General features: G+C 69.5%; 26 protein-coding genes. 7 read left to right on the plus strand and 19 right to left on the minus strand.

The features are described 5' to 3' along the window. Nucleotides 1-87 precede the first annotated feature (87 nt). The 3 genes from QFZ27_RS10360 (at nucleotide 88) to QFZ27_RS10370 (ending at nucleotide 1,743) form a co-directional block, all read left to right on the plus strand. Complete coding sequence (locus QFZ27_RS10360) at nucleotides 88-225, plus strand: hypothetical protein (RefSeq protein WP_429226233.1); 138 nt, start codon at nucleotides 88-90, stop codon at nucleotides 223-225. 72 nt (nucleotides 226-297) lie between these two features. Next, a complete protein-coding gene (locus QFZ27_RS10365; protein WP_429226234.1) occupies nucleotides 298-1,008 on the plus strand; it encodes a VWA domain-containing protein in 711 nt (236 codons plus the stop codon). Nucleotides 1,009-1,017: 9 nt separating this feature from the next. Next, nucleotides 1,018-1,743, plus strand: coding sequence for a J domain-containing protein (locus QFZ27_RS10370; RefSeq protein ID WP_429226236.1), 726 nt, complete (start codon nucleotides 1,018-1,020; stop codon nucleotides 1,741-1,743). A 3-nt stretch (nucleotides 1,744-1,746) separates the two neighbouring features. Here QFZ27_RS10370 and QFZ27_RS10375 read toward each other — a convergent pair whose 3' ends face one another. The 10 genes from QFZ27_RS10375 to coxB form a co-directional block, all read right to left on the minus strand. After that, the gene (locus tag QFZ27_RS10375) at nucleotides 1,747-3,195 is read right to left on the minus strand and encodes a DHA2 family efflux MFS transporter permease subunit (protein WP_429226237.1); all 1,449 of its coding nucleotides are present in this window, start codon (nucleotides 3,193-3,195) and stop codon (nucleotides 1,747-1,749) included. Between the two features lie 230 nt (nucleotides 3,196-3,425). Continuing rightward, the gene (locus QFZ27_RS10380) at nucleotides 3,426-4,919 is read right to left on the minus strand and encodes a carboxypeptidase M32 (protein WP_429226238.1); all 1,494 of its coding nucleotides are present in this window, start codon (nucleotides 4,917-4,919) and stop codon (nucleotides 3,426-3,428) included. Next, entirely contained in the window at nucleotides 4,916-5,644 is a 729-nt protein-coding gene (locus QFZ27_RS10385; protein ID WP_429226240.1) for an SURF1 family protein, read from the minus strand. Before QFZ27_RS10385 ends, QFZ27_RS10380 begins: the two co-directional genes overlap by 4 nt. A gap of 9 nt (nucleotides 5,645-5,653) precedes the next feature. Beyond that, nucleotides 5,654-6,001 carry a DUF983 domain-containing protein gene (locus tag QFZ27_RS10390; RefSeq protein ID WP_429226241.1) on the minus strand — a complete coding sequence of 116 codons (348 nt, stop codon included), beginning with the start codon at nucleotides 5,999-6,001 and terminating at the stop codon, nucleotides 5,654-5,656. Nucleotides 6,002-6,007: 6 nt separating this feature from the next. After that, on the minus strand, nucleotides 6,008-6,889 hold the full coding sequence (locus tag QFZ27_RS10395; protein WP_429226242.1) for a cytochrome c oxidase subunit 3: 882 nt from the start codon (nucleotides 6,887-6,889) through the stop codon (nucleotides 6,008-6,010). A gap of 70 nt (nucleotides 6,890-6,959) precedes the next feature. After that, nucleotides 6,960-7,559, minus strand: coding sequence for a cytochrome c oxidase assembly protein (locus tag QFZ27_RS10400; protein WP_429226243.1), 600 nt, complete (start codon nucleotides 7,557-7,559; stop codon nucleotides 6,960-6,962). Nucleotide 7,560: 1 nt separating this feature from the next. After that, nucleotides 7,561-7,707: a hypothetical protein gene (locus QFZ27_RS10405; RefSeq protein ID WP_429226244.1), complete on the minus strand. Its 147-nt coding sequence runs from the start codon at nucleotides 7,705-7,707 to the stop codon at nucleotides 7,561-7,563. A gap of 1 nt (nucleotide 7,708) precedes the next feature. Beyond that, entirely contained in the window at nucleotides 7,709-8,641 is a 933-nt protein-coding gene (locus QFZ27_RS10410) for a heme o synthase (protein WP_429226245.1), read from the minus strand. 77 nt (nucleotides 8,642-8,718) lie between these two features. After that, nucleotides 8,719-10,314: a cytochrome c oxidase subunit I gene (gene ctaD / locus QFZ27_RS10415; RefSeq protein WP_429226246.1), complete on the minus strand. Its 1,596-nt coding sequence runs from the start codon at nucleotides 10,312-10,314 to the stop codon at nucleotides 8,719-8,721. A gap of 75 nt (nucleotides 10,315-10,389) precedes the next feature. After that, on the minus strand, nucleotides 10,390-11,259 hold the full coding sequence (coxB, locus tag QFZ27_RS10420) for a cytochrome c oxidase subunit II (RefSeq protein ID WP_429226247.1): 870 nt from the start codon (nucleotides 11,257-11,259) through the stop codon (nucleotides 10,390-10,392). A 328-nt stretch (nucleotides 11,260-11,587) separates the two neighbouring features. Here coxB and tldD point away from each other — a divergent pair, with 328 nt between their 5' ends. The 4 genes from tldD (at nucleotide 11,588) to QFZ27_RS10440 (ending at nucleotide 14,558) form a co-directional block, all read left to right on the plus strand. Next, complete coding sequence (gene tldD / locus QFZ27_RS10425) at nucleotides 11,588-13,021, plus strand: metalloprotease TldD (protein ID WP_429226248.1); 1,434 nt, start codon at nucleotides 11,588-11,590, stop codon at nucleotides 13,019-13,021. A gap of 235 nt (nucleotides 13,022-13,256) precedes the next feature. Continuing rightward, nucleotides 13,257-13,754, plus strand: a complete 498-nt coding sequence (locus QFZ27_RS10430) for a Csu type fimbrial protein (RefSeq protein ID WP_429226249.1) — start codon at nucleotides 13,257-13,259, stop codon at nucleotides 13,752-13,754. Between the two features lie 13 nt (nucleotides 13,755-13,767). Then, on the plus strand, nucleotides 13,768-14,223 hold the full coding sequence (locus tag QFZ27_RS10435; protein WP_429226250.1) for a fimbrial biogenesis chaperone: 456 nt from the start codon (nucleotides 13,768-13,770) through the stop codon (nucleotides 14,221-14,223). Beyond that, complete coding sequence (locus QFZ27_RS10440) at nucleotides 14,220-14,558, plus strand: antibiotic biosynthesis monooxygenase family protein (RefSeq protein WP_429226251.1); 339 nt, start codon at nucleotides 14,220-14,222, stop codon at nucleotides 14,556-14,558. Before QFZ27_RS10435 ends, QFZ27_RS10440 begins: the two co-directional genes overlap by 4 nt. Here the strand turns inward: QFZ27_RS10440 and QFZ27_RS10445 are convergent. From QFZ27_RS10445 to speD, 9 genes are all read right to left on the minus strand, one after another. Further along, complete coding sequence (locus QFZ27_RS10445; protein ID WP_429226252.1) at nucleotides 14,555-14,812, minus strand: type II toxin-antitoxin system VapC family toxin; 258 nt, start codon at nucleotides 14,810-14,812, stop codon at nucleotides 14,555-14,557. The genes QFZ27_RS10440 and QFZ27_RS10445 overlap by 4 nt on opposite strands. Further along, complete coding sequence (locus QFZ27_RS10450) at nucleotides 14,793-14,945, minus strand: type II toxin-antitoxin system VapC family toxin (RefSeq protein ID WP_429226253.1); 153 nt, start codon at nucleotides 14,943-14,945, stop codon at nucleotides 14,793-14,795. Before QFZ27_RS10450 ends, QFZ27_RS10445 begins: the two co-directional genes overlap by 20 nt. After that, nucleotides 14,945-15,199 carry a type II toxin-antitoxin system VapB family antitoxin gene (locus QFZ27_RS10455; protein ID WP_429226254.1) on the minus strand — a complete coding sequence of 85 codons (255 nt, stop codon included), beginning with the start codon at nucleotides 15,197-15,199 and terminating at the stop codon, nucleotides 14,945-14,947. Before QFZ27_RS10455 ends, QFZ27_RS10450 begins: the two co-directional genes overlap by 1 nt. A gap of 70 nt (nucleotides 15,200-15,269) precedes the next feature. Next, complete coding sequence (locus QFZ27_RS10460) at nucleotides 15,270-16,499, minus strand: trimethylamine methyltransferase family protein (protein WP_429226255.1); 1,230 nt, start codon at nucleotides 16,497-16,499, stop codon at nucleotides 15,270-15,272. Next, a complete protein-coding gene (locus QFZ27_RS10465) occupies nucleotides 16,489-17,286 on the minus strand; it encodes a hypothetical protein (protein ID WP_429226256.1) in 798 nt (265 codons plus the stop codon). Before QFZ27_RS10465 ends, QFZ27_RS10460 begins: the two co-directional genes overlap by 11 nt. After that, the gene (locus QFZ27_RS10470) at nucleotides 17,279-18,508 is read right to left on the minus strand and encodes an MFS transporter (RefSeq protein ID WP_429226257.1); all 1,230 of its coding nucleotides are present in this window, start codon (nucleotides 18,506-18,508) and stop codon (nucleotides 17,279-17,281) included. The genes QFZ27_RS10465 and QFZ27_RS10470 overlap by 8 nt, the downstream gene beginning before the upstream one ends. A gap of 10 nt (nucleotides 18,509-18,518) precedes the next feature. Then, nucleotides 18,519-19,298 (minus strand): SAM-dependent methyltransferase, encoded by a 780-nt coding sequence (locus QFZ27_RS10475; protein ID WP_429226258.1) that lies wholly within the window; start codon nucleotides 19,296-19,298, stop codon nucleotides 18,519-18,521. Next, nucleotides 19,288-20,406 carry a Rossmann-fold NAD(P)-binding domain-containing protein gene (locus QFZ27_RS10480; RefSeq protein WP_429226259.1) on the minus strand — a complete coding sequence of 373 codons (1,119 nt, stop codon included), beginning with the start codon at nucleotides 20,404-20,406 and terminating at the stop codon, nucleotides 19,288-19,290. Before QFZ27_RS10480 ends, QFZ27_RS10475 begins: the two co-directional genes overlap by 11 nt. Beyond that, a complete protein-coding gene (speD, locus tag QFZ27_RS10485; RefSeq protein WP_429226260.1) occupies nucleotides 20,399-20,788 on the minus strand; it encodes an adenosylmethionine decarboxylase in 390 nt (129 codons plus the stop codon). Before speD ends, QFZ27_RS10480 begins: the two co-directional genes overlap by 8 nt. Nucleotides 20,789-20,897: the final 109 nt, after the last annotated feature.

Below are 20,897 nucleotides of genomic sequence, written 5' to 3' on the forward strand. Positions count from 1 at the left end.
CCAGGCTGCATAAGCTTCGATCCGTCGGGGTCATGATGATTCTGTCTCATGGATCCGTGGTCCCGGCAAGCCTCGGAGTGCACGGCCATGACCTTCGCCCTGACATGGATCTCCAGTCGCCCGTTCCGCCGCGGCTGGCTGCGCTGGCTGTTTCGGCTGCGCCCGGCTCTACGCTCGGTCGAGACCTTGCCGGACGCACTGCGCCGGGATGTCGGCCTGATCTGACGGGTTCGCGACCCGTTCCGATTGGATTTCCGCCCGCCGGTCCCCATCATTATCGGTGATGGACACGAAGTCATGACCGGCCCCGACGACAAGCTGCCTGCCGGCCAGAACCGGTCGGAGGTCGACGCCTTCCTGCGCCGGGTGGCGGCAACGCCGGTGCAGCGCCAGGACGGGCGGCGCGGCCGGCTGATCTTCGCGCTCGACGCGACGCAGAGCCGCGAGGACACCTGGGACCGCGCCTGCCGCCTGCAGGGCGAGATGTTCACCGAGACCGCGGCGCTGGGCGGGCTGGACCTGCAGCTGGTGTTCTACCGCGGCTTCGGCGAGTGCAAGGCCACCGCCTGGGTCTCCGACGGCGTCGAGCTGGCCCGGCTGATGAGCAAGGTGCGCTGCCGCGCGGGCGAGACCCAGCTCGGCCGGGTGCTGAGCCATGCCGAGGCGGAGGCCGGGCGCGGCAAGGTCGATGCCCTGGTCTTCGTCGGCGACGCCTTCGAGGAATCGCTCGACCCGGTCTGCGCCAAGGCCGGGCGGCTGGCGCTGCGCGGCGTGCCGGTGTTCCTGTTCCATGAAGGCCCCGACCCGCTGGCCGCCCGCGCCTTCCGCGAGATCGCGCGACTGACCCGCGGCGCCTATTGCCCGTTCGATGCTTCGAGCCCGGGCCAGCTGCGCGACCTGCTGGCCGCCGTCGCGGTCTATGCCGCCGGCGGACGCCCGGCGCTGGAGGATCTCGGCCGCCGCCGCGGCGCCGCGGTCACGGCGCTGATCGGGCGGATGGGAGGTTAGGCCGCAACCGTGCTTCAGCTTCTCATCCTGGTCCTGGCGCTCGGCCTCGGGCTGCCGCTGCTCGCCAGTTGGTTCGCCAACACCCAGCCGAAGCAGGTGATCCGCGGCGCGCGCTGGGGCGGCATCGTGCTGCTGGCAGGGCTCGGCCTGTTCCTGCTGCTGACCGGGCGCCTGTCCGGCCTGCTCGCCGTGCTTGGCGCCGCGATCCTGTGGCTGCAGCGCCTGTCGCCGCTCCTGATCCAGGGGCTGCCCTGGTTCCTGCGCTGGCGCCGCGGGCGCCAGACCGCAGCCGGGCCGACGCCCGGCGGCGCCTCGCGGCTGAAGACGCGCAGCCTCGACATCCAGCTCGACCACGGCAGCGGCAGCATGGACGGCTATGTCCTGCGGCCAGGGCCGACGGAGGGGCGCAGCCTGGCGTCGCTGCCGCTGCCGGCGCTGCTGCGCCTGCTGTTCGAATGCCGCGCCGACGACCCCGATTCGGCGCGGGTGCTGGAGACCTATCTCGACCGCCGCTTCGGCCCGGACTGGGCCAAGCAGGACGGGGTCGGCCCGCGTGGGGGGGAGATGTCGGAGGCCGAGGCCTATGCCCTGCTCGGCCTGCCCGCCGGCGCCTCGCCCGCGGCGGTGAAGGCGGCGCATCGGCGGATGATGAAGCGGCACCACCCGGACCGCGGCGGCTCCGCCGACCTGGCGGCCAGGCTCAATGCCGCCCGCGATCGGCTTCTGGGAACCTGAGGCCTACTCCCCGGGCGCGACGCGGGGAGAGCCCGGCGGCTCCGACCGCACCGGGGCGACAGCGTGGCCGGAGACCTCGGCCCCGGCATCGGGGGCGAGGCGCATGAACATCAGCACCGAACACAGCGACAGCAGGCCGACCGCGAAGAACGCCCAGGAGAAGTCGGTCGCCTGCAGCGTGGTGCCGCCATGCAGCATCAGCGTCAGGTTCAACAGCACTGCGCCGGTGGCGACGCCCAGGCTGGCCGACAGCTGCTGCGCCGTGCTCGAGAAGCTGGAGGCACGGCTCATCTTCTGCGGCGGGATGTCGGCGAAGGCCAGCGTGTTCAGGCTGGTGAACTGCAGCGACCGGAAATAGCCGCCGGCCAGCAGCAGCGCCATGATCAAGAGATGCGGCGTGTCGGCCCGGAACAGCGCGTAGCTCATCAGGAAGACGGCGCTGATCACCGCGTTCCACACCAGCACCCGGCGGAAGCCGAAATGGCGGATGATCCGGGTGGCCGTCATCTTCATGCACAGCGCCCCCGCAGCACTGATGAAGGTCAGCATGCCGGATTCGAACGGGGTCATGCCGAAGCCGAGCTGCAGCATCAGCGGCAGCAGGAACGGGATGGCGCCTATGCCGACCCGGAAGATGGTGCCGGCGACGACCGAAATGCGGAAGGTGCGGACATGCAGCAGCGTCAGGTCGATGATCGGCGCCGGCACCCGGTGGGCGTGCCTGATATAGAGCCAGAGTGAGCCGAGGCCGATGACGAACAGCCCGCCCGTGACCGGCAGCGGCACGATCGATCTGCCCAGCGTCTCGAAGCCGAACACCAGGCAGCCCAGGGCGACGCCGGACATCAGCAGGCCCCGGACGTCGAACGGGGTGCGCTCCTCCTCCCGCACATCGTCGATGAACAGCGTCACCAGGATCACGCCGATGATCCCGATCGGGACATTGATGAAGAAGATCAGGCGCCAGGAGCTATAGGTGGTGATGAAGCCGCCCAGCGGCGGGCCCAGCACGGGGCCCAACAGTGCCGGAGTGGTCAGATAGGCCATGGCCCGCACCAGCTCGGCCTTCGACACGCTGCGCAGCAGCACCAGCCGGCCCACCGGTACCATCATGGCGCCGCCCATGCCCTGGATGATTCGCGCGCCGACCAGCTCGACCGTCGAATTGGACAGGCCGCAGAGGATCGAGCCGAGGGTGAAGACGATGATGGCGGCGCGGAACACGTTCTTGGCGCCAAAGCGGTCCGCCACCCAGCCGCTGGCCGGGATGAAGACGGCGAGGCTGAGCAGGTAGGAGGTGATGGCGAGGCTGAGATGCAGCGGGTCGGTGCCGAAGGAACGGGCGATCTGCGGCAGCGAGGTCCCGATCACCGTCGAATCGAGATTCTCCATGAACAGCGCGCAGGCGATGATCAGCGGGATCAGCACTTGGCGCGGAAGGCGGGTGGTCATGTCTCAAGGCCGCGGCGGCGCGGCCCCCTCGGGCGTGCGGGATTCCGACTCAACTCGTCTGATGAGACGGAATCCTGCGCGTCAAACCCGCATTGGAGGCATGCAAGTTTCGGGCGTCAGGCCCCCAAAGGCTGACTCAAGGGAATTGCGCCGTATTTGCGATGTTGAGAGCGACAACGGGTGTCAGACTGTGCATGATCGCACTGGCCCCATCAACGTGCGGGGCCGGATCAGCCCTCACCTCCGTAGCGACGGCGCAGATGCGCCTTGAACACGGCGGCGTCGAGCGGCCGGCCGGTGGCGCGGGTCAGGAGCTCGTCGGTCTCCCAGCGCGAGCCCTGGCCGTGGATGTTGGCGCGCAGCCAGCCGACCAGCGGCGCGAAGTCGCCGCAGCCGATCGCGGGCAGAATCTCCGGCTCGGCGCGGGTGGCGGCGTCGAAGATCTGCGCCGCGGTCATCGCGCCCAGCGTGTAGGTCGGGAAATAGCCCCAGCCGCCGCTCGGCCAGTGGATGTCCTGCAGGCAGCCCAGCCGGTCGTTCGGCGGCACCACGCCCAGCAGCGCCTGCATGCCGTCGTTCCAGGCGGCGGGCAGGTCGGCCAGCGGCAGCTCATCGGCGATCATCGCCTTCTCCAGCCGGTAGCGCAGGATGACATGGGCGGGGTAGGTCACCTCGTCGGCATCGACCCGGATGAAGCCGCGCTCGACCCGGGTGTAGTGGCGCCACAGCGCCTCCGCCTCCCAGGCCGGGCCGCTGCCGCCGAAGGCGTCGCGCATCCGCGGCGCGGCGAAGGCGATGAACTCGCGGCTGCGGCAGGCCTGCATCTCCATCAGCAGCGACTGGCTCTCATGCACGCTCATGCCGCGGGCCTGGCCGACCGGCTGGCTCATCCAGGCCTGCGGCCGGCTCTGCTCGTAGAGGGCGTGGCCGGTCTCGTGCAGCACGCCCATGAGGGCGCGGGTGAAGTCGGCCTCGTCGTAGCGGGTGGTGATGCGGACATCGTTGTCGGCGCCGCCGCAGAACGGATGGGTGGAAACGTCCAGCCGCCCGCGCTCGAAGTCGTAGCCCAGCACCCCCATCATGGCGACGCCCAGCGCCCGCTGCGACTCGACCGGGAAGGGGCCTTCCGGCCGCGGCGTCGCCGGCCGGCGCGCCTGGGCGGCCAGCACCTCCTCGGTGAAGCCGGGCAGGAATTCGGCCAGATCGTCGAACAGCGCGTCGATCCGCTCCGACCGCCCGCCGGGCTCGTAGTCGTTCAACAGGGCGTCATAGGCCGACAGGCCCAGCGCCTCGCCCTTGGCGCGGCCGATCTCGCGCTGCAGCCGCAGCACCTGCTGCAGCTTCGGCAAGAGGGATGCGAAGTCCGAATCGGCACGGGCCTGGCGCCACGCCATCTCGCAGGCCGAGATGGCCTTGCTCGAGGCCTCCACCAGGTCGGACGGCACCACGGTCTGCACCGTCCACAGCCGCCGGATCTCGCGCAGATTGGCGCGTTCCCACTCGCCCAGCGCATTGTCGGCCTCGGCCTCGGGCAGCCAGTCGGACAGGCGCGGGTCGGTCACCATGCCATGGCGCAGCACCTGCAGCAGCGCCAGGCTCTCGGCCCGGGTCTCGGTGGCGCCCTTCGGCATCATCGTGGCGTTGTCCCAGTCGAGGATGCCGATGGCGTTGGACAGCGCCGCGATGCGGCCGAAATGGGCGGCGATCTCGGAATAGGCGGTCATGCGTCGGGTCCTTTCCGGGCGGTGCGGCCGCGCCGCAGATGGTGCAGCAGGTAGATCGCGACCAGGATGACGGCGAAACCGAACCAGGTGATCGCGTATTCGAGATGATTGTTCGGCAGGTCGATGTTGGTCTGGCCGCCCAGCGGATACCGCGCGCGATCGGGGCCGGCCGCCTGCTCGACCACCACCGGCGCCGCCGCTCCCAGCCCGGCCGCGGCGGCCATGGCCGGCAGGTCGGCCCAGAACCACTCATTGGTGGCCGGGCTGTTGTCGGGCTGCATCCAGCCCTGGGGCAGCGGGCGGCGGGCCACGCCCTCGACCGTCACCGTGCCCGCAGGCGGCGGGGCATACGCGGCGGGCTTGCCGTCGGCGCCCAGCGGCACCCAGCCGCGATTGACCATGACCACCGGGCCGCCATCGTCGCGGAGCAGCGGCGTCACCACCTGGATGCCGGCGGCGCCGTCATTCACGCGGGCCAGCAGCCGGAAGGCATGGACGTCGTCGAAGCGGCCGGTGACGGTGACGTGGCGGTAGTCGAAGACGGGGTCGTCGAGCCGGGCGGGCAGCGGCGCCGGCGGGGCGGCCAGGCCGTGCTCGATCCGGTCGATCAGGTCGGTCTTCCAGGCCAGGCGCTCGAGCTGCCAGATGCCGAGCCCGAGCATCAGGGCGAGGGCGGGGACCAGGAAGACGGTCGGCCAGAAGTCCGGCCGGAAACGCGATGCCATTGAGGGCTCTCAGCCGCCGGTGCGGCGGTGCCGGTATTGCAGCGCCACGACATAAGCCTTGGCGGGGCGGATCAGGAGGGCGGTGAGCAGGACGAGGAGGGTGGCGCCGATCGCGACCGGCGCCCAGTCGGGCAGGTCGAAGGCGAAGCCGAGCCAGAGGGTCAGCGGCACCACGGTGAAGCCGAGGATGAAGATCAGGAAGACGGCCGGGCCGTCACCGGAATCGACCTCGGAGAGGTCGAGGTCGCAGGCCGCGCAGCGGTCGGCGACCGTCAGGAAGCCCTTGAACAGGGCGCCCCGGCCGCAGCGCGGGCATTTGCAGCCCAGCGCCGCGGCCAGGGGAGAGACAGGAGCCACCGAGGCCTAGTGCGCCGCGACGGCGCCGCCATGGCCGCCCCACCAGTAGATGGCGACGAACAGGAACAGCCAGACCGCGTCGACGAAGTGCCAGTACCAGGCGGCGGCCTCGAAGCCGAAATGGCTGTCCTTGGTGAAGTCGCCACGCGCCGTCCGGAACCAGCACACCGCCAGGAAGATGGTGCCGACCAGCACGTGGAAGCCGTGGAAGCCGGTGGCCATGTAGAAGGTCGAGGCGAAGACGCCGTCGCTGAAGCCGAATTCGGAGTGGGTGTATTCCCAGACCTGGATGCAGGTGAAGATCGCGCCGAGCAGCACGGTGATGCCGAGCGCCTTCGCCGCCTGCTTCATGTGGCCTTCGACGATCTCGTGATGCGCCCAGGTCACGGTGCAGCCCGACAGCAGCAGCACCAGGGTCATCAGCAGCGGGAAGTGGAAGGCGTCGACCGGGGTGATGCCCTTGGGCGGCCAGACGCCGCCGGTGGCCGCGACCCGGGCATACTGCGAGGCCTCGTTGACGAACAGGCTGGAGTCGAAATAGGCCCAGAAGAACGCGACGAAGAACATCACCTCGGAGGCGATGAACAGCATCATGCCGTAGCGCAGGCCCAGCTTCACCACCGGGGTGTGCAGCTTGCGGAAGGTGGCTTCCTTGATCACGTCGCGCCACCAGCCGAACATCACGGCCAGCACGCCGAGGAAGCCCGCGATCAGCAGGACCGGCCCTTCGTCATGCATGAACAGGACGCCGCCGATCGCCATGCAGCCCGCCGCGAGCGACCCGAGCAGCGGCCATGGGCTGGGGTCGACCAGATGATAGGGATGCGGAACCGCGTTCAGTTCGTAGCTCGTCTCGTGCCTGTCGGCATGGACGTCGGTCGTGCTCATCCTCGTGCCCCTCTCGGTCTCTCGTCCGATATCCGCTTCGGTGTTCCGCCCTGGTGCTGCCGGCAGGCCGTCAGCCGTCGTTCTTGGCCGCACGATAATAGGCGGCCACCGCATTCTCCAGCGCCTTCGAGCGCTGGCCGTAGAAGGTGTAGGACAGGGTGATGGTGCGCACGTCGCTCAGATTCGGCTGCGCGTCCATCGCCGCGTCGACATAGAAGTAGACCGGGAACTCCACCGTTTCCCCCGGCTGGATGATCTGCTCGGTGAAGCAGAAGCACTGCACCTTGGAGAAGTAGAGCCCGACCTTGTCCGGCGTCACGTTGTAGACCGCCTGGCCGGCGGTCGGCTCCGTGGCGGTGCTGGTGGCCTGGAAGTAGATCAGCGCCGGCTCGCCCAGCCGGACCTCGACCTCGCTCTGCTCGGCCTTGAAGGTCCAGGGCAGGCCGGCATCGGTGTTGGCGACGAAGCGGACCCGCACGGTGCGGTCAAGCACTTTGCCGGACACCGAATCGGCGACCTGGGTGGTGCCGCCATAGCCGGTGACCTGGCAGAACAGCCGGTACAGCGGCGACGAGGCGAAGGCCAGCACGCCCATCGAGAAGGCGACGCCGCACAGCGAGGTCAGGATGAGGCGGTTGCGGCGCCGGATCTTCGGATCCAGTTCGGCCATCTCACCCCCCCTTCATCTTGACGATGGTGATCACGAAGATCAGCACCACCCAGGCGACGAGGCCCAGGGCCAGCGCCAAGTTGCGACCGCGCAGGCGGCGCCTTGCATCGGGCGCCGGGGCTGCCGGCGGGATTGGTCTGGCGGCCATCTCAGAAATGCACCGCGGTGTGGTCGACGATCAGCAGGCCGAAGATCGCGAACAGGTAGAAGATGGAGAAGCCGAACATCTGCTTGGCGGCGCGATGGTTGGTGGCCGTGCCGTCCTCGCGCAGCACCCGCACTGCGCACAGGATGAACAGCGCGCCCAGCAGCGCGGCGCCGATGCCGTAGGTCAGGCCGGCGGTGCCGACCAGCCAGGGGCCGAGGGCGAGCGGGAACAGGGCCAGGGTGTAGGCCAGCATCTGGCGCTTGGTTTCGCGCGCGCCGGACACCACCGGCAGCATCGGCACCCCGGCCTTGGCGTATTCCTCGCTGCGGAACAGCGCCAGCGCCCAGAAATGCGGCGGGGTCCACATGAAGATCAGGGCGAACAGCAGCATCGACGGCACGCTGACATCGCCGGTCACGGCAGCCCAGCCGATCATCGGCGGGAACGACCCGGCGGCGCCGCCGATGACGATGTTCTGCGGCGTCCGCCGCTTCAGCCAGATGGTGTAGACGAAGATGTAGAAGGCCGAGGCCGAGGCCAGGACCAGGGCGGCGACCCAGTTCACCGCCAGCCCCATCACCAGCACGGCGGCGACCGACAGGAACACGCCGAAGGCCAGCGCCTCGGACGGTGCGATGCGGCCGCGCACGATCGGCCGGCCGCAGGTCCGGCTCATCACCGCGTCGATGTCGCGGTCGTACCACATGTTGATGGCCCCGGCCGCGCCGGCGCCGACGGCGATGCACAGCACGGCGGTGGCTGCCAGGACCGGATGCAGATGGCCCGGCGCCGCGATCAGCCCGGCGATCCCGGTGAAGACGACAAGCGTCATCACCCGCGGCTTCAACAGCGCGAGATAGTCCTGCCAGGTGGCGCCGCCTTCGGCCTCGGCCGCGGCGGTTCGGGCTGTCCGGTCCAGGGTCACGTCAACCATCATAAACCTCAAGCAGACCGGGCCGCACGGAGTATCCGCGCGGCCCGGCCCGGTCTCCTCTTTTCCTCAGCCTCGGGTCACTTGACCCGGGGCAACTGCTCGAACTGGTGGAAGGGCGGCGGCGACGGCAGCGTCCACTCCAGCGTGGTGGCGCCTTCGCCCCAGTAGTTGCTTTCCACCCGGCGGCCGTAGCGGATCGTGTAGAAGGCGATGCCGACGAACAGGAAGGCGGCCGCGACCGAGATGTAGGCGCCGAACGACGACACCATGTTCCAGCCGTGGAACGCGTCCGGATAGTCCGGCTGGCGCCGCGGCATCCCGGCCAGACCCAGGAAATGCTGCGGGAAGAAGGTCAGGTTGACGCCGATGAAGGTCATCCAGAAGTGGATCTTGCCCCAGGTCTCCGGGTACTGCCGGCCGGACATCTTGCCGATCCAGTAGTAGAAGCCGCCGAAGATCGAGAACACCGCGCCCAGAGAAAGCACGTAGTGGAAGTGCGCGATGACGTAGTAGGTGTCGTGCAGGGCGGTATCGATGCCGGCATTGGCCAGCACGACGCCGGTGACGCCGCCGATGGTGAACAGGAAGATGAAGCCGACGGCCCACAGCATCGGCGTCTTGAACTCGATCGACCCGCCCCACATCGTCGCGATCCACGAGAAGATCTTGATGCCGGTCGGCACCGCGATGATCAGGGTGGCGGCGGTGAAGTAGGCGCGGGTGTCGACGTCGATGCCGGTGGTGAACATGTGGTGCGCCCACACGACGAAACCGACGACGCCGATCGCGACCATGGCGTAGGCCATGCCGAGATAGCCGAACACCGGCTTCTTCGAGAAGGTCGACACGATGTGGCTGATCATGCCGAAGCCCGGCAGGATCATGATGTAGACCTCGGGGTGCCCGAAGAACCAGAACAGGTGCTGGAACAGGATCGGGTCGCCGCCGCCCTCGGGCTTGAAGAAGCTGGTGCCGAAGTTGCGGTCGGTGATCAGCATGGTGATGGCGCCGCCCAGCACCGGCACCGCCAGCAGCAGCAGGAACGCGGTCACCAGCATCGACCAGACGAACAGCGGCATCTTGTGCAGCGTCATGCCCGGCGCGCGCATGTTGAAGATGGTGGTGATGAAGTTCACCGCGCCGAGGATCGAGGACGCGCCGGCCAGGTGCAGGGCGAAGATCGCCATGTCGACCGACGGCCCGGGCTGCCCGGCCTCGGACAGCGGCGGGTAGATGGTCCACCCGGTGCCGGCGCCCTGGCCGACGAAGGCGGAGCCGATCAGCAGCGCGAAGGCCGGGACCAGCAGCCAGAACGAGATGTTGTTCAGCCGCGGGAAGGCCATGTCCGGGGCGCCGATCATGATCGGCACGAACCAGTTGCCGAAGCCGCCGATCATCGCCGGCATGACCGTGAAGAAGATCATGATCAGGCCGTGGGCGGTGACGACGACGTTCCATTCCTGCCCGCCGGACAGGAACTGCATCCCTGGATTCTGCAGCTCGAGCCGCATGATCAGCGAGAACACGCCGCCGATCAGCCCCGCGCAGATCGCGAAGATCAGGTACAGCGTGCCGATGTCTTTGTGGTTGGTCGAGAACAGCCAGCGCTTGAAGAAGCCCGGCTTGTGATCGTGGTGGTGGTCGTCGTGACCATGTGCTGCGGCGTGAGCCATCGTGTTAACCTCTTCCCCGTCCGGGGTTGCCTGTCGGGGCCGCCGGCCCCGAGTGGGATCACTCCCCGATGGGGATCACTGCCCTACCTGGGCCAGCTTGGTGCGCGCCTGCGCCTCGTCCCAGGTCATGGTCAGAAGCTTCGGCTTTTCGGCCGGGTTCGGCCCGACCTTCTCGACGACCCACTTGTCGAAATCCGCCCGGCTGACTGCATGCACCTCGATCGGCATGTAGGCGTGGTCGGTGCCGCACAGCTGCGAGCACTGGCCGTAATAGACGCCCGGCTTGTCGATGCGGACCCAGGTCTCGTTGGTCCGGCCCGGGATCGCGTCCTTCTTCACGCCGAAGGCGGGTATCGCCCAGGAGTGGATGACGTCGCCGGCGGTGGTCAGGATCTGGATGTCGGTGTCGACCGGCAGCACCACCGGGTTGTCGACCGACAGCATCCGCACCTGATCCGGCTTCAGATCCTCGTCCTTCACCCCGTAGCTGGTGTATTCGGCGACCTTCTGGTCCGGGTATTCGTAGCCCCAGTACCACTGGTAGCCATGGGCGATCAGGGTCATCTCCGGGTTCGGCGTGCGGTCGCCGGCGTAGAGCAGCCGGAAGGACGGCACCACGATGACCAGCAGGATCAGGACCGGCGCGACCGTCCAGACCACCTCGATGATCGTGTTGTGCGCGGTCTTCGACGGCACCGGGTTGCGGTCGGCACTGAAGCGCCACATGACATAGACCAGCAGCCCCAGCACGAACACCGTGAGCACCACGATGATGACCAGGAGCAGGTTGTGGAAGCTCTCCATCTGCTCCTTGATCGGCGAAGCTGCTTCCTGGAAGCCGAGCTGCCAGTTGTGCGGCGGTCCGTCGGCGAAGGCCGCGCCTGTGCCGAGGAGAAGCAGGGCCGACACCCCTGCCGCCAATTCACGCAGTCTGCCCGATCGCATGCCGTGCGCTCTTTCGTTATCGTTGTCGTTCCCACCCATGGCCCATCCGGCCGTTGCCGGCAATGGACTCCGTCCGGCCTTATAGCGATGGAACCGCAAGGGTTGAAGCCCTTACGACATCGCCGGCCGCACGAAGCCGGGCCAATCCTGGCCAGGGCGAAAATACAGGGCGTTCCCGGGGGCAACAACAGGCTGTGCCGTCGCGGCATCACGCAAATGGTCGCATCCCCTTGCGCGCCGATTCGGCCGGCCGCGGCCGATCGGGGCTGGCCCCGGCCGGCGCGGGGCACTATCTCTGGAGTCCAGATCCGCTGACCGGAATCCCGCCATGACCGCCCTCGATCAGACCGACGACCTGTTCTTCACCCAGGCCGGGCTCGACCGCGCCCGGCTCGAGCGGCTGGTCGGCGAGGCCCTGCAAGGGGCCGACGACGGCGAGCTGTTCCTGGAATACGTCCAGTCCGAGGGGCTGAGCTGGGACGATGGCAAGCTGAAGAGCGCCAGCTTCGACACGTCGCAGGGCTTCGGCCTGCGCGCGGTGGCGGGCGAGACCACCGGCTACAGCCATGCCTCGATCCTGAGTGAGGATGCGGTCAAGCGGGCGGTGGAGACCGTGCGCGCGGTCCGCGCCGGCCATGGCGGCAGCCTGGCCGAGCCGCCGCAGGGCACCAACCGGCAGCTCTACACCGACGCCAACCCGCTCTCTGCCGTGCCGTTCGAGACCAAGGTCAAGGTTCTGGCCGAGATCGACGCCTATGCCCGGGCCAGGGATCCGCGGGTGCGCCAGGTCAGCGCCTCGATCAGCGGCAACTGGCAGGCGGTGCGGATCGTCCGCGCCGACGGCCGCCACGCCGCCGACATCCGGCCGTTGGTGCGGGTCAACGTCTCGGTCGTGGTCGGCGACGGCGACCGGATGGAGAGCGGCAGCCACGGCGCCGGCGGCCGCACCGGCTACGATCTCTACCTCGAGCCGGGGCAGTGGCAGGCGGCGGTCGACGAGGCGCTGCGCCAGGCCCTGGTACGGCTCGACGCGGTCGAGGCGCCGGCCGGCGAGATGACAGTGGTGCTCGGCTCCGGCTGGCCCGGCATCCTGCTGCACGAGGCGATCGGCCACGGCCTCGAGGGCGACTTCAACCGCAAGAAGACCTCCGCCTTCTCCGGCCTGATGGGCCAGCGCGTGGCGGCGCCCGGCGTCACCGTGATCGACGACGGCACCCTGCCGGACCGGCGCGGCAGCCTGACGGTGGACGACGAGGGTACGCCCACCCGCAGCACCACGCTGATCGAGGACGGCATCCTGGTCGGCTACATGCAGGACCGGATGAACGCCCGGCTGATGGGCATGATGCCGACCGGCAACGGAAGGCGGCAGAGCTACGCCCACCACCCGATGCCGCGGATGACCAACACCATCATGCTCGGCGGCAAGACGCCTGCGGCCGAGATCCTGGCCTCGGTCAAGCGCGGCCTCTACGCCGTCAACTTCGCCGGCGGCCAGGTCGACATCACCAACGGCAAGTTCGTGTTCTCCGCCTCCGAGGCCTATCTGATCGAGGACGGCAAGATCGGTGCGGCGGTGAAGGGCGCGACCCTGATCGGCAACGGGCCGGACGCGCTGACCAAGGTGTCGATGGTCGGCAACGACATGGCGCTCGACCCCGGCATCGGCACCTGCGGCAAGGAAGGCCAGGGCGTGCCGGTCGGCGTCGGGCAGCCGACCCTCAGGATCGACGGGCTGACGGTCGGCGGCACCCGCGCCTGACCGCCGCGGCTTCGCTTTTTTCCGGAGGCACTGTTTCGTCCGAGAAGCATCGCACAGTACCGATTGCTATTTTATGTAGTCGTTCAACGGCATCTCGCTTCGCTTAAGTCGGATGAATCATCGATTACCCATTTGAGTGGCTTGTTTTTCTTGATCGATCCTGCTGGTTATGGCGTTATGAGTGGACGCTTCTGCTGAGGCGTGATTTTTATAATTGATGTTTTTGGAGACGAGCGTGCGAATCTCATTTGGCCTTTTGATTGGTGCAGCGATCGCGGTCTTGGCGCCGGGCAGTATTGTTCAGGCGGCGACGGCAACCACCAGCTTCCTGGTCACGGCGACCGTGCTGAAGTTCTGCACGGTGGTGGCGACGCCGATGGCGTTCGGCGACTACACCAGTTCGACGGCGGCGTTGAGCACCTCCACCATCACCGTGACCTGCACCAACGGCACCCCCTACGACATCGGTCTCGACGCCGGCGGGGCGGCCGGCGCCACCGTGACCACGCGCCAGATGTCGGGCACCACCGTCACCACCGCCCGGCTGGACTACTTCCTGTACAGCGACAGCGGCCGCACCGTGAACTGGGGCGACACGGTGGGCACCGACACGGTCCATCTCACCGCCGGCGCCGTGCCCATCATCTCCACCGTCTACGGCCGTGTCCCGGCCGGCCAGTTCGTTGCCCCCGACGCATATCTGGATACGATCAACGTCACGGTCACCTACTGACCAGGATCGAGCGATGACGGCGATGCGCCGACGCCTCGCCCTGGTCGCGGCGGCCTGGGCCGCGCTGTGCCTCGGCAGCGCGGCAGCCCGGGCCGGGGGGCTCGAGGTGGCGCCGATCGGCGTCGACTTCGCCGCGGGCCAGATGGCGCAGACCATCACCGTGGCCAACCGGGCCACCGCGCCGGCGACGGTGCAGGTGCGAACCTTCGACTGGTCGCAACCCGGCGGCATCGACCGGCTGTTCCCGACCGGCGCGGTGGTCGCCAGCCCGCCGATCGTCACCATCCCGCCGGGGCGGGAGCAGGTGATCCGCGTGCTGCTGCGCCGGCCGGCCGCCGGCGCGGCGGAGAAGAGCTATCGGCTGATGATCGACGAGATCCCGGTGCCCGTGCCGGGGCAGATCAACCTGGCATTGCCTCTAGCCGCCGCTAATCTGGGCGGAAAGACGCAGCCAGGGAGGAGCGCATGATCGCCGTCATCTTCGAGGTCGAGCCGGCGGAGGGCCGGTTCGAGGAGTATCTCGACCATGCCGCCCGGCTGCGCCCGGTGTTGGAGCGGATGCCCGGCTTCATCTCGGTCGAGCGTTTCCGCAGCCTGACCAATCCGGACAAGCTGCTGTCGCTGTCCTTCTGGGAGAACGAGGAAGCGGTGGCCGGCTGGCGCAACCGGGCCGAGCACCGCGCCGCCCAGGCCGCCGGCCGCGCCGGCATCTTCCAGGGCTATCGCCTGCGCATCGCCGCGGTGCTGCGCGACTACGAGATGGACGAGCGGCGCGAACAGGCGCCGGCCGATTCGCCGTTCTAGGGGGCTGCCGTCAGGTCGGTCCGGCTGAAATCGTCGCCCTTGAACAGGAGAGGCTCGCCCCTCGTCGCCGCGAGGGCATAGGCGAAGCAGTCGCCGTAGTTCAGCCCGGCCGGGTGTCGGCCCTTGCCGAAGCGGCGCCACGCCCGCCGCGCCATCTGGGCCTGGTCGGCGTCGACCGGCACGGTTTCGACGTCGAGCCGATGGAGCCACAGGTCGAGTTCCCGGCCACCCGCATCACCCCAGCCGCGCTTCAATCACGATGGTGGCCTCGACCAGGGTCGCGGCCGAGATCAACCGGACCGGGTTCGCCGCGATTCGCCGCTCGAAGTCGATGGCTTCCGGCTCATTGAGCAAGATCGTGAGGATCGCCGAGGTGTCGATCACCATCAGCGCGGCAGCCCGTCCTCGTCATAGCCCAGGATCTCGTCCGGGCTGCGGCGGTCCAGGACGGGCAGGGCTGCCACCCGCTTGCGGATGGCGGCCATCTCCTCGAGCAGCAACGGTGCCTTCTTGGCGCCGACCACTCGCCGAAGCCGATCCTCCAGGGCGCGCCGGGTCGCCTCGGTGATGGACTCGCCGGTCCGTCGTGCCAATTCGCGGGCCAGCGTCTCGGTCTCGGGATCCTTGATGCTGAGTGCCATGATGGTTCCTAGGTATCCGTCTAGGTAGAATATACCTAGACGGCCACCTGACGCCACATCTGCTGCCTGCTCACCCTGCGGCGAGGTCGGCCTGACGGCGCAGCTCCGCCGCCAGGGCCGAATCCAGCGGCAGGGGCGGCTCCAGGCTGTCCGACGCGGCGCCGAAGGCCAGGGCCTCCGCCTCGCGCCGGAACTTGGCGATGCCGGTGCAGCGGCCACTGTCGAGCCAGCCGGTGGCGTGCAGGATGAAATCGGCGCCGCAGGCCATGGCGGCGGCGGTGGCGCGGCCGCCGTCGGAGCCGGCCTGGGCGTCGTCGAGCCGCGACGAGGTCACCCCGCCGTCGCCGCGGCCGGGGATGCCGAGCCGCCGGGCCAGCGCCATGGCGCCGTACTGCACCAGATGCAGGGCCGGGTCGCCGAACACCGGCACCATGCGGCTCATCGAGAACGGCATGGCGAAGATGCCCATGATCATCGGCGTGCCGGGGGCCCACAACTGCGCCAGCGTCAGCCCGGCCAGCACCTCGGCATAACCCTGGATCAGGGCGCCGGCGGCGGTGACCGGCGCGGTCGCGCCCATCATCATGTAGGAGGTGACCAGGCAGCCCTGCCGGCTCTCGGCCGCCAGGCGCAGGCATTTCAGCGGATTGCCCTTGTAGGACAAAGGCGGGGTCGCGTTGATCAGGTGCAGCAGGTGGCAGCCGGCGGGCTTGCCGTCCAGCGGGCCGATCGCCGCCGCCGCGGCGTCGATCACCCGCCGCATCGCGGCGGGGGAGGCGATCGTGCCCATGAACGGCTTGTCCGATAGGGTCAGATGGGCGATCGCCATCTCCAGCGGCCGGGCGGCGTCCGGCACGTCGCCGATGACGCAGAGCATGTGCCCGGTGTTGCTCAGGCCCGGCGCGGCATGGGCCATGGCCATCAGCCGGTGATAGTCGGCGCGGGTGCCGAAGCCGCCGCTGCCATCCTCCCGCAGCACGTTCGGCGGCCCGTAGACCGGCGCGAAGACCGGGCGCTCGCCGGCCCCGACCCGGGTGCTGCGGGCCGGGTTGCGGCCGTGCAGCACGAAATGCGCGGGCGCCGTGGCGCGGATGATCTGGCGCAGCCGCGGGCCGTCCAGGCGCACCCGCTCGCCATCGACCTCGGCCCCGGCCTGCCGCCAAAGCTCCAGGGTCTCGGGATCGTCCTCGAAGCGCAGGCCGGTCTCGGCCAGGACGCGGTCGGCGGCGGCCTCGATCCGGTCCAGCGCGGCCGCGTCGAAAGCGGTGAAGCGGCCGGAGAGGGTGTCCTCAACCGGCACGGCCGAACGCCCAGACGGTGACGGAGTCGTAGTAGGGGTCGCCGGCGATCGGAACCCGGGCCAGGGCCAGGGTCGACAGCCCCGCCCGTTCGGCGCAGGCGGCGGTCAGCGCCGGCGACACATAGCGGTTGTCGTGGCCCTCGCGGTCGATCAGCAGGCTGCTGCGCACCCAGTCGGCGCCGATGAAGCGGCCGCCCGGCGCCAGGTTCGCGGCCGCCGCTGCGAACGCCCCGGCGTAGCGTCCGGCGTCGGGCGACAGGCCGAAGCAGCCGATCGCGCTGATCAGGCCATGGCCGCCGGCCCGCCCCGGCCCGGCCGGCCAGGGCTGCAGGCAGTCGAACACGTGATAGGTCCAGGGGCGGCGGCGCAGGGCCTCGAAATCGGCCTCAGGCCGGCCGACCAGCGCCATCGCCTCGCGATAGCAGGGCGGCGTCTCATCGCCGTTCTTGAACGCCGCCAGCACATGCAGGGCCTCCGGCACCAGGTCGCAGGCCGACACCTCGCCCGGTGCAGCGGCCAGGCCGATCGACCAGAACAGCGTGGTCACGCCGGCTCCCAGGTCGATCCAATGCGCCGGACGGCCGCCATGGTCGCGCAGAGCGGCCAGGATCTCCTCCGCCCCCTGGCCGGGCATCAACCGGTCGTTGAAGTAGCGGCTGCGGTAGTCCTCGAAATAGCGCAGCCGTTCCGGGTCCAGCCGGCCGATCTGCTCCAGCCGCCGGTACGACCGGTCCAGGCCGGCATCGGCATCCTTGATCCAGCCGCCGATCGCTTCGATCTCAGACACCGGCGCCTCCGACCGCCATGGCGAAGCGCCGCTCGCTCGGCATCATCGCGGCCAGCAGGGCCGAGCACAGCGCCGCCGCCAGCATCGCCAGATAGATCGACTGGAACGATCCGGTCGAGACCTTCAGCCAGCCGCCGGCCATGTTGCCGACGATGCCGCCGAAGCCCAGCGCGATGTTGCCGAAGGCGAAGACCAGGGCCGACCGGCCGGCGCCGAAAGCATGGCCGATATAGGCCGGCACCAGGCCGAAGATGGCGTAGAAGGCGAGGCCGAAGGCGACCACCGCCAGGTACAGCACCGGCAGGTTGCCGCCGCCGATCGCGGCCCGCAGCAGCAGCACGCAGGATCCGGCCAGGATCAGGTAGGTCAGCACCATCGCCCAGCGCACGGTGATGCGGTCGGCCAGGGCGCCGATGGCGAAGCCGCCGACCATGCCGACGGCGCCGATCACGCTCCATGCCATCGCCGCCACGTCCTGCGACAGACCGACCTCGCCCTGCAGGAAGGTCGCCAGATAGGTCTGGTACGGCATGCAGGACAGGCCGTTCAGGAACATCATCAGCAGCACCGCCGCGGTCAGCCCCGGGGGCAGCGTCCGCAGCCGGGCGCCGATCGAGGCCCGGGGAGCCTCCGCCGCCGGCCTCGTCCCGGCCGGCCGGCGCAGCCGCAGGAACCCGGCCAGCGCCAGCACGGCGACGATCGCGCCGGTGGTCGCCCACAGGAAGCGCCAGCCTTCGGTCGCCAGGAAGCCGGTGATCAGCAGGCCGTTGACGAAGACGCCGTAGCTGGTGCCGGACGACATCAGCCCCAGCGCCTTGCCCTGGTGCGACCGGGGCACGATCTCGCTCGACACCTCGACCATCGGCACCCAGATCGCCGCGGCGCAGCCGCCCAGGATGGTCAGCAGCACGCCCATGGCGACGATGTCGGTCACCAGCGCCAGCCCGCCCAGGCAGGCGGCGCAGACGGCGATCGACCCCAGGATCATCGGCAGGGCGCCGAAGCGGACGGTCAAGAGGCCGCTCAGCAGCGCACACACCATGAAGCCGGCCTGGACGCAGCCCGAGATCACGCCCATCGCGTCGTAGGTGAACGGCAGGTCGCGCCGGATGGCCTCGACGATGGCCGGGAACAGGTACATCCCGAAGCCGTAGGTCGAGGCGATGAAGGCGGTGAACAGGACGACCGCCTCGATGCTCCGATTCCGCCCCGCGGAAGACATGGCCTTCCTCCTACCGGCCGGCGGCCGGACCGCGTCGATAGAGGGCGATCAGCCGGGGCGAATCGCCGGTGAAATCCGATCCGTCATAGTCGCCATGGACGGCCTCGACCGACATGCCGTCGGGCCGGGCGTCATCGATCCAGCCGCGGCCGTAGCGATGCAGGCGCATGCCGGAGGTCCAGTTCTCGGCGGCGCCGCCCAGCACCCGGTACCGCAGCTCGAACCGGATCGATGCCGCCTCATGGTGCTGCGCCGATTGCCGGACCAGCTGCGACCCATCCGGCAGCGGCCGGATCCAGTCGGTGGCCCAGACCCCGTCGGTCCGGGCCGGATCGTAGTAGTCCGGGTCCAACGGTCCGCCCGGGACCGGGCGGAAGGTGGCGAGATCCACGGCCAGCCGGCCGCCGGGCGCGACATGCGCCGCGACCGCGGCCAGGGCCTGGCGGCCCTCCTCCGGCGGCAGCAGCTGCAGTGCCTCGCGCGGGATCAGCGCCAGGTCGAAGCGCTCCTCCAGCCGCAGCTCCCGCATGTCGGCGACCCGGCCGCGGACCCGGTGGCCATGGCCCTCGCGCTCCAGCGCCGCGACGGTCCGCGCCACCATCTCCGGCTCGAGGTCGACCACGGTCAGCCGCCCGGCCCGCGGGGCGATCCGCAGCGACAGGCGACCGGCGCCGCAGGGCACCTCGAGCATGCTCGGGGCGGCCTCGCCGACCAGGCCGAGGATGAAGCCGACGTCGCGCTCCTCGGCGTATTCAAGGTCGTAGACCGCGGCGCGCCGGCTATACGGCATCCGCCAGCCCGCCTTCGACCATCGCGATGTGCCGCCGCACCTCCGGATGGACGACGGCGCCGCCGGCGACGACGCAGCCGTTGCGCGACACCGGGTCGGCCACGCCGTCATGGACGTCCCGCGCCAGGTCCATCAGAGAGCGCCAGACATTGGCGCTGGTGGCCCGGGCCGCGGTCATCGGCACCGAGGCCGGCATCGCGTCGATCTTGCAGTGCAGGACGCCGTGCCGGACGTAGAACGGGGCGTCATAGGTGGTCAGGTGGCTGAAGCTGGGCATGTAGCCGCTGCCGTAGCCGCAGGTGACGTCGACGATCACCGATCCCGGCTTCATCCGCCGCACCAGCTCCTCGTCCAGCATCGGCGGGGTGTCGTAGGTCGAGATCAGGATCGCCCCAACCACGACATCCGCCTCCAGCACGGCGCGCTCGAAGGCCTCGCGCTCGTTCAGCAGGCAGCGGACATTGGCCGGCATCCCCGCCATGAACCGGCGCAGCCCCTCCCACCGGGTGCCGAACACTGTCACCTCCGCCCCCATCGACGCCGCCAGCCGCGCCGCGCCGCCGCCGGCATTGCCGTAGCCGATGACGACGACCTTGGGTCGCGGCGCCCCCGGCACCTCCGACAGCAGCACGCCGCTGCCGCCCATATGCGCCTGCAGGTGATACGCGGCCAACAGGATCGCCAGCTTGCCGGAGATCTCGTTGTCCGACACCGGCACCGGATAGTCGCCGCGTTCGGTGCGGAAGAATTCCAGCGCATAGCCAGACATGCCGCTGCCGCGCATCGCCTCTACCAGCGCCAGGTTGCCCTCGGCGTGCATGAAGCTGGCCAGGTGCAGGCCCGGCCGGAAGTGGCGGTATTCCTCCGGTCCCGGGGCCTTGTACTTGAACACGACGTCCGAGCCCGACCAGGCCGCGGCGCCGTCGACGATGCTCGCGCCAGCGGCCGCATAGGCCTGGTCGGGGAAGCCGGCGGCGATGCCCGCCTCGGCCTCGACCAGGACGCGATAGCCGCGCCGGGTGAACTCGCCCACCGCATCCGGCAGCAGGATCACACGCTTCTCGCCGCTCCGGCGCTCCTTGAGGATGGAGACCGACCGTTCAGCCATGACTGCGCACTCCCCTGGCGTGTTCGGTGACATGCGTGTCGGTCGGCAGGAAGGACAGCTTCAGCGACGCGATGGCGCGATGCGGGTCGGCCTTGCCGCAGACGAAGACGTCGACGGCGGCGTAGCTCAGCTCCGGCCACGAATGGATGCTGATATGGGATTCGGCCAGCATCAGGATCCCGGTGACCCCCATGCCCTCGCCGAAATGATGCAGGTTGGCGTTGAGGACCGTCGCCCCGGCCGCGCGGGCGGCGTCGATCAGCGCGGTTTCGACCTCGCCCGGATCGTCGATCCGGCTGCAGCCCCAGAATTCAGCCAGCACATGCCGCCCCAGGCCGGCACTCCGGCTCGTCACGGCAGTCACCTCCGCGATCTCGTGCATGCTATGCCTCCGTGGCCCGCTTGTTGCGCGGGTTGTATTGTCTTGCGCCTGAAATGAGGCGTCCCGGATGCGGTGTCGCTGCGCTTGGTTAATCTGCGGTCCGGGTCAA

Source organism: Inquilinus ginsengisoli, assembly GCF_050434925.1.
In the GTDB taxonomy this organism is placed as follows: domain Bacteria; phylum Pseudomonadota; class Alphaproteobacteria; order DSM-16000; family Inquilinaceae; genus Inquilinus; species Inquilinus ginsengisoli_B.

Coding starts and splice junctions, on each gene's coding strand:
- QFZ27_RS10360 (WP_429226233.1), top strand. CDS start 88: ATGACCTTCGCCCTGACATGGATCTCCAGTCGCCCGTTCCGCCGCGGC.
- QFZ27_RS10365 (WP_429226234.1), top strand. CDS start 298: ATGACCGGCCCCGACGACAAGCTGCCTGCCGGCCAGAACCGGTCGGAG.
- QFZ27_RS10375 (WP_429226237.1), bottom strand. CDS start 3,195: ATGACCACCCGCCTTCCGCGCCAAGTGCTGATCCCGCTGATCATCGCC.
- QFZ27_RS10380 (WP_429226238.1), bottom strand. CDS start 4,919: ATGACCGCCTATTCCGAGATCGCCGCCCATTTCGGCCGCATCGCGGCG.
- QFZ27_RS10385 (WP_429226240.1), bottom strand. CDS start 5,644: ATGGCATCGCGTTTCCGGCCGGACTTCTGGCCGACCGTCTTCCTGGTC.
- QFZ27_RS10395 (WP_429226242.1), bottom strand. CDS start 6,889: ATGAGCACGACCGACGTCCATGCCGACAGGCACGAGACGAGCTACGAA.
- QFZ27_RS10400 (WP_429226243.1), bottom strand. CDS start 7,559: ATGGCCGAACTGGATCCGAAGATCCGGCGCCGCAACCGCCTCATCCTG.
- QFZ27_RS10405 (WP_429226244.1), bottom strand. CDS start 7,707: ATGGCCGCCAGACCAATCCCGCCGGCAGCCCCGGCGCCCGATGCAAGG.
- QFZ27_RS10410 (WP_429226245.1), bottom strand. CDS start 8,641: ATGGTTGACGTGACCCTGGACCGGACAGCCCGAACCGCCGCGGCCGAG.
- ctaD (WP_429226246.1), bottom strand. CDS start 10,314: ATGGCTCACGCCGCAGCACATGGTCACGACGACCACCACCACGATCAC.
- coxB (WP_429226247.1), bottom strand. CDS start 11,259: ATGCGATCGGGCAGACTGCGTGAATTGGCGGCAGGGGTGTCGGCCCTG.
- tldD (WP_429226248.1), top strand. CDS start 11,588: ATGACCGCCCTCGATCAGACCGACGACCTGTTCTTCACCCAGGCCGGG.
- QFZ27_RS10435 (WP_429226250.1), top strand. CDS start 13,768: ATGACGGCGATGCGCCGACGCCTCGCCCTGGTCGCGGCGGCCTGGGCC.
- QFZ27_RS10440 (WP_429226251.1), top strand. CDS start 14,220: ATGATCGCCGTCATCTTCGAGGTCGAGCCGGCGGAGGGCCGGTTCGAG.
- QFZ27_RS10450 (WP_429226253.1), bottom strand. CDS start 14,945: ATGGTGATCGACACCTCGGCGATCCTCACGATCTTGCTCAATGAGCCG.
- QFZ27_RS10455 (WP_429226254.1), bottom strand. CDS start 15,199: ATGGCACTCAGCATCAAGGATCCCGAGACCGAGACGCTGGCCCGCGAA.
- QFZ27_RS10470 (WP_429226257.1), bottom strand. CDS start 18,508: ATGTCTTCCGCGGGGCGGAATCGGAGCATCGAGGCGGTCGTCCTGTTC.
- QFZ27_RS10475 (WP_429226258.1), bottom strand. CDS start 19,298: ATGCCGTATAGCCGGCGCGCCGCGGTCTACGACCTTGAATACGCCGAG.
- QFZ27_RS10480 (WP_429226259.1), bottom strand. CDS start 20,406: ATGGCTGAACGGTCGGTCTCCATCCTCAAGGAGCGCCGGAGCGGCGAG.
- speD (WP_429226260.1), bottom strand. CDS start 20,788: ATGCACGAGATCGCGGAGGTGACTGCCGTGACGAGCCGGAGTGCCGGC.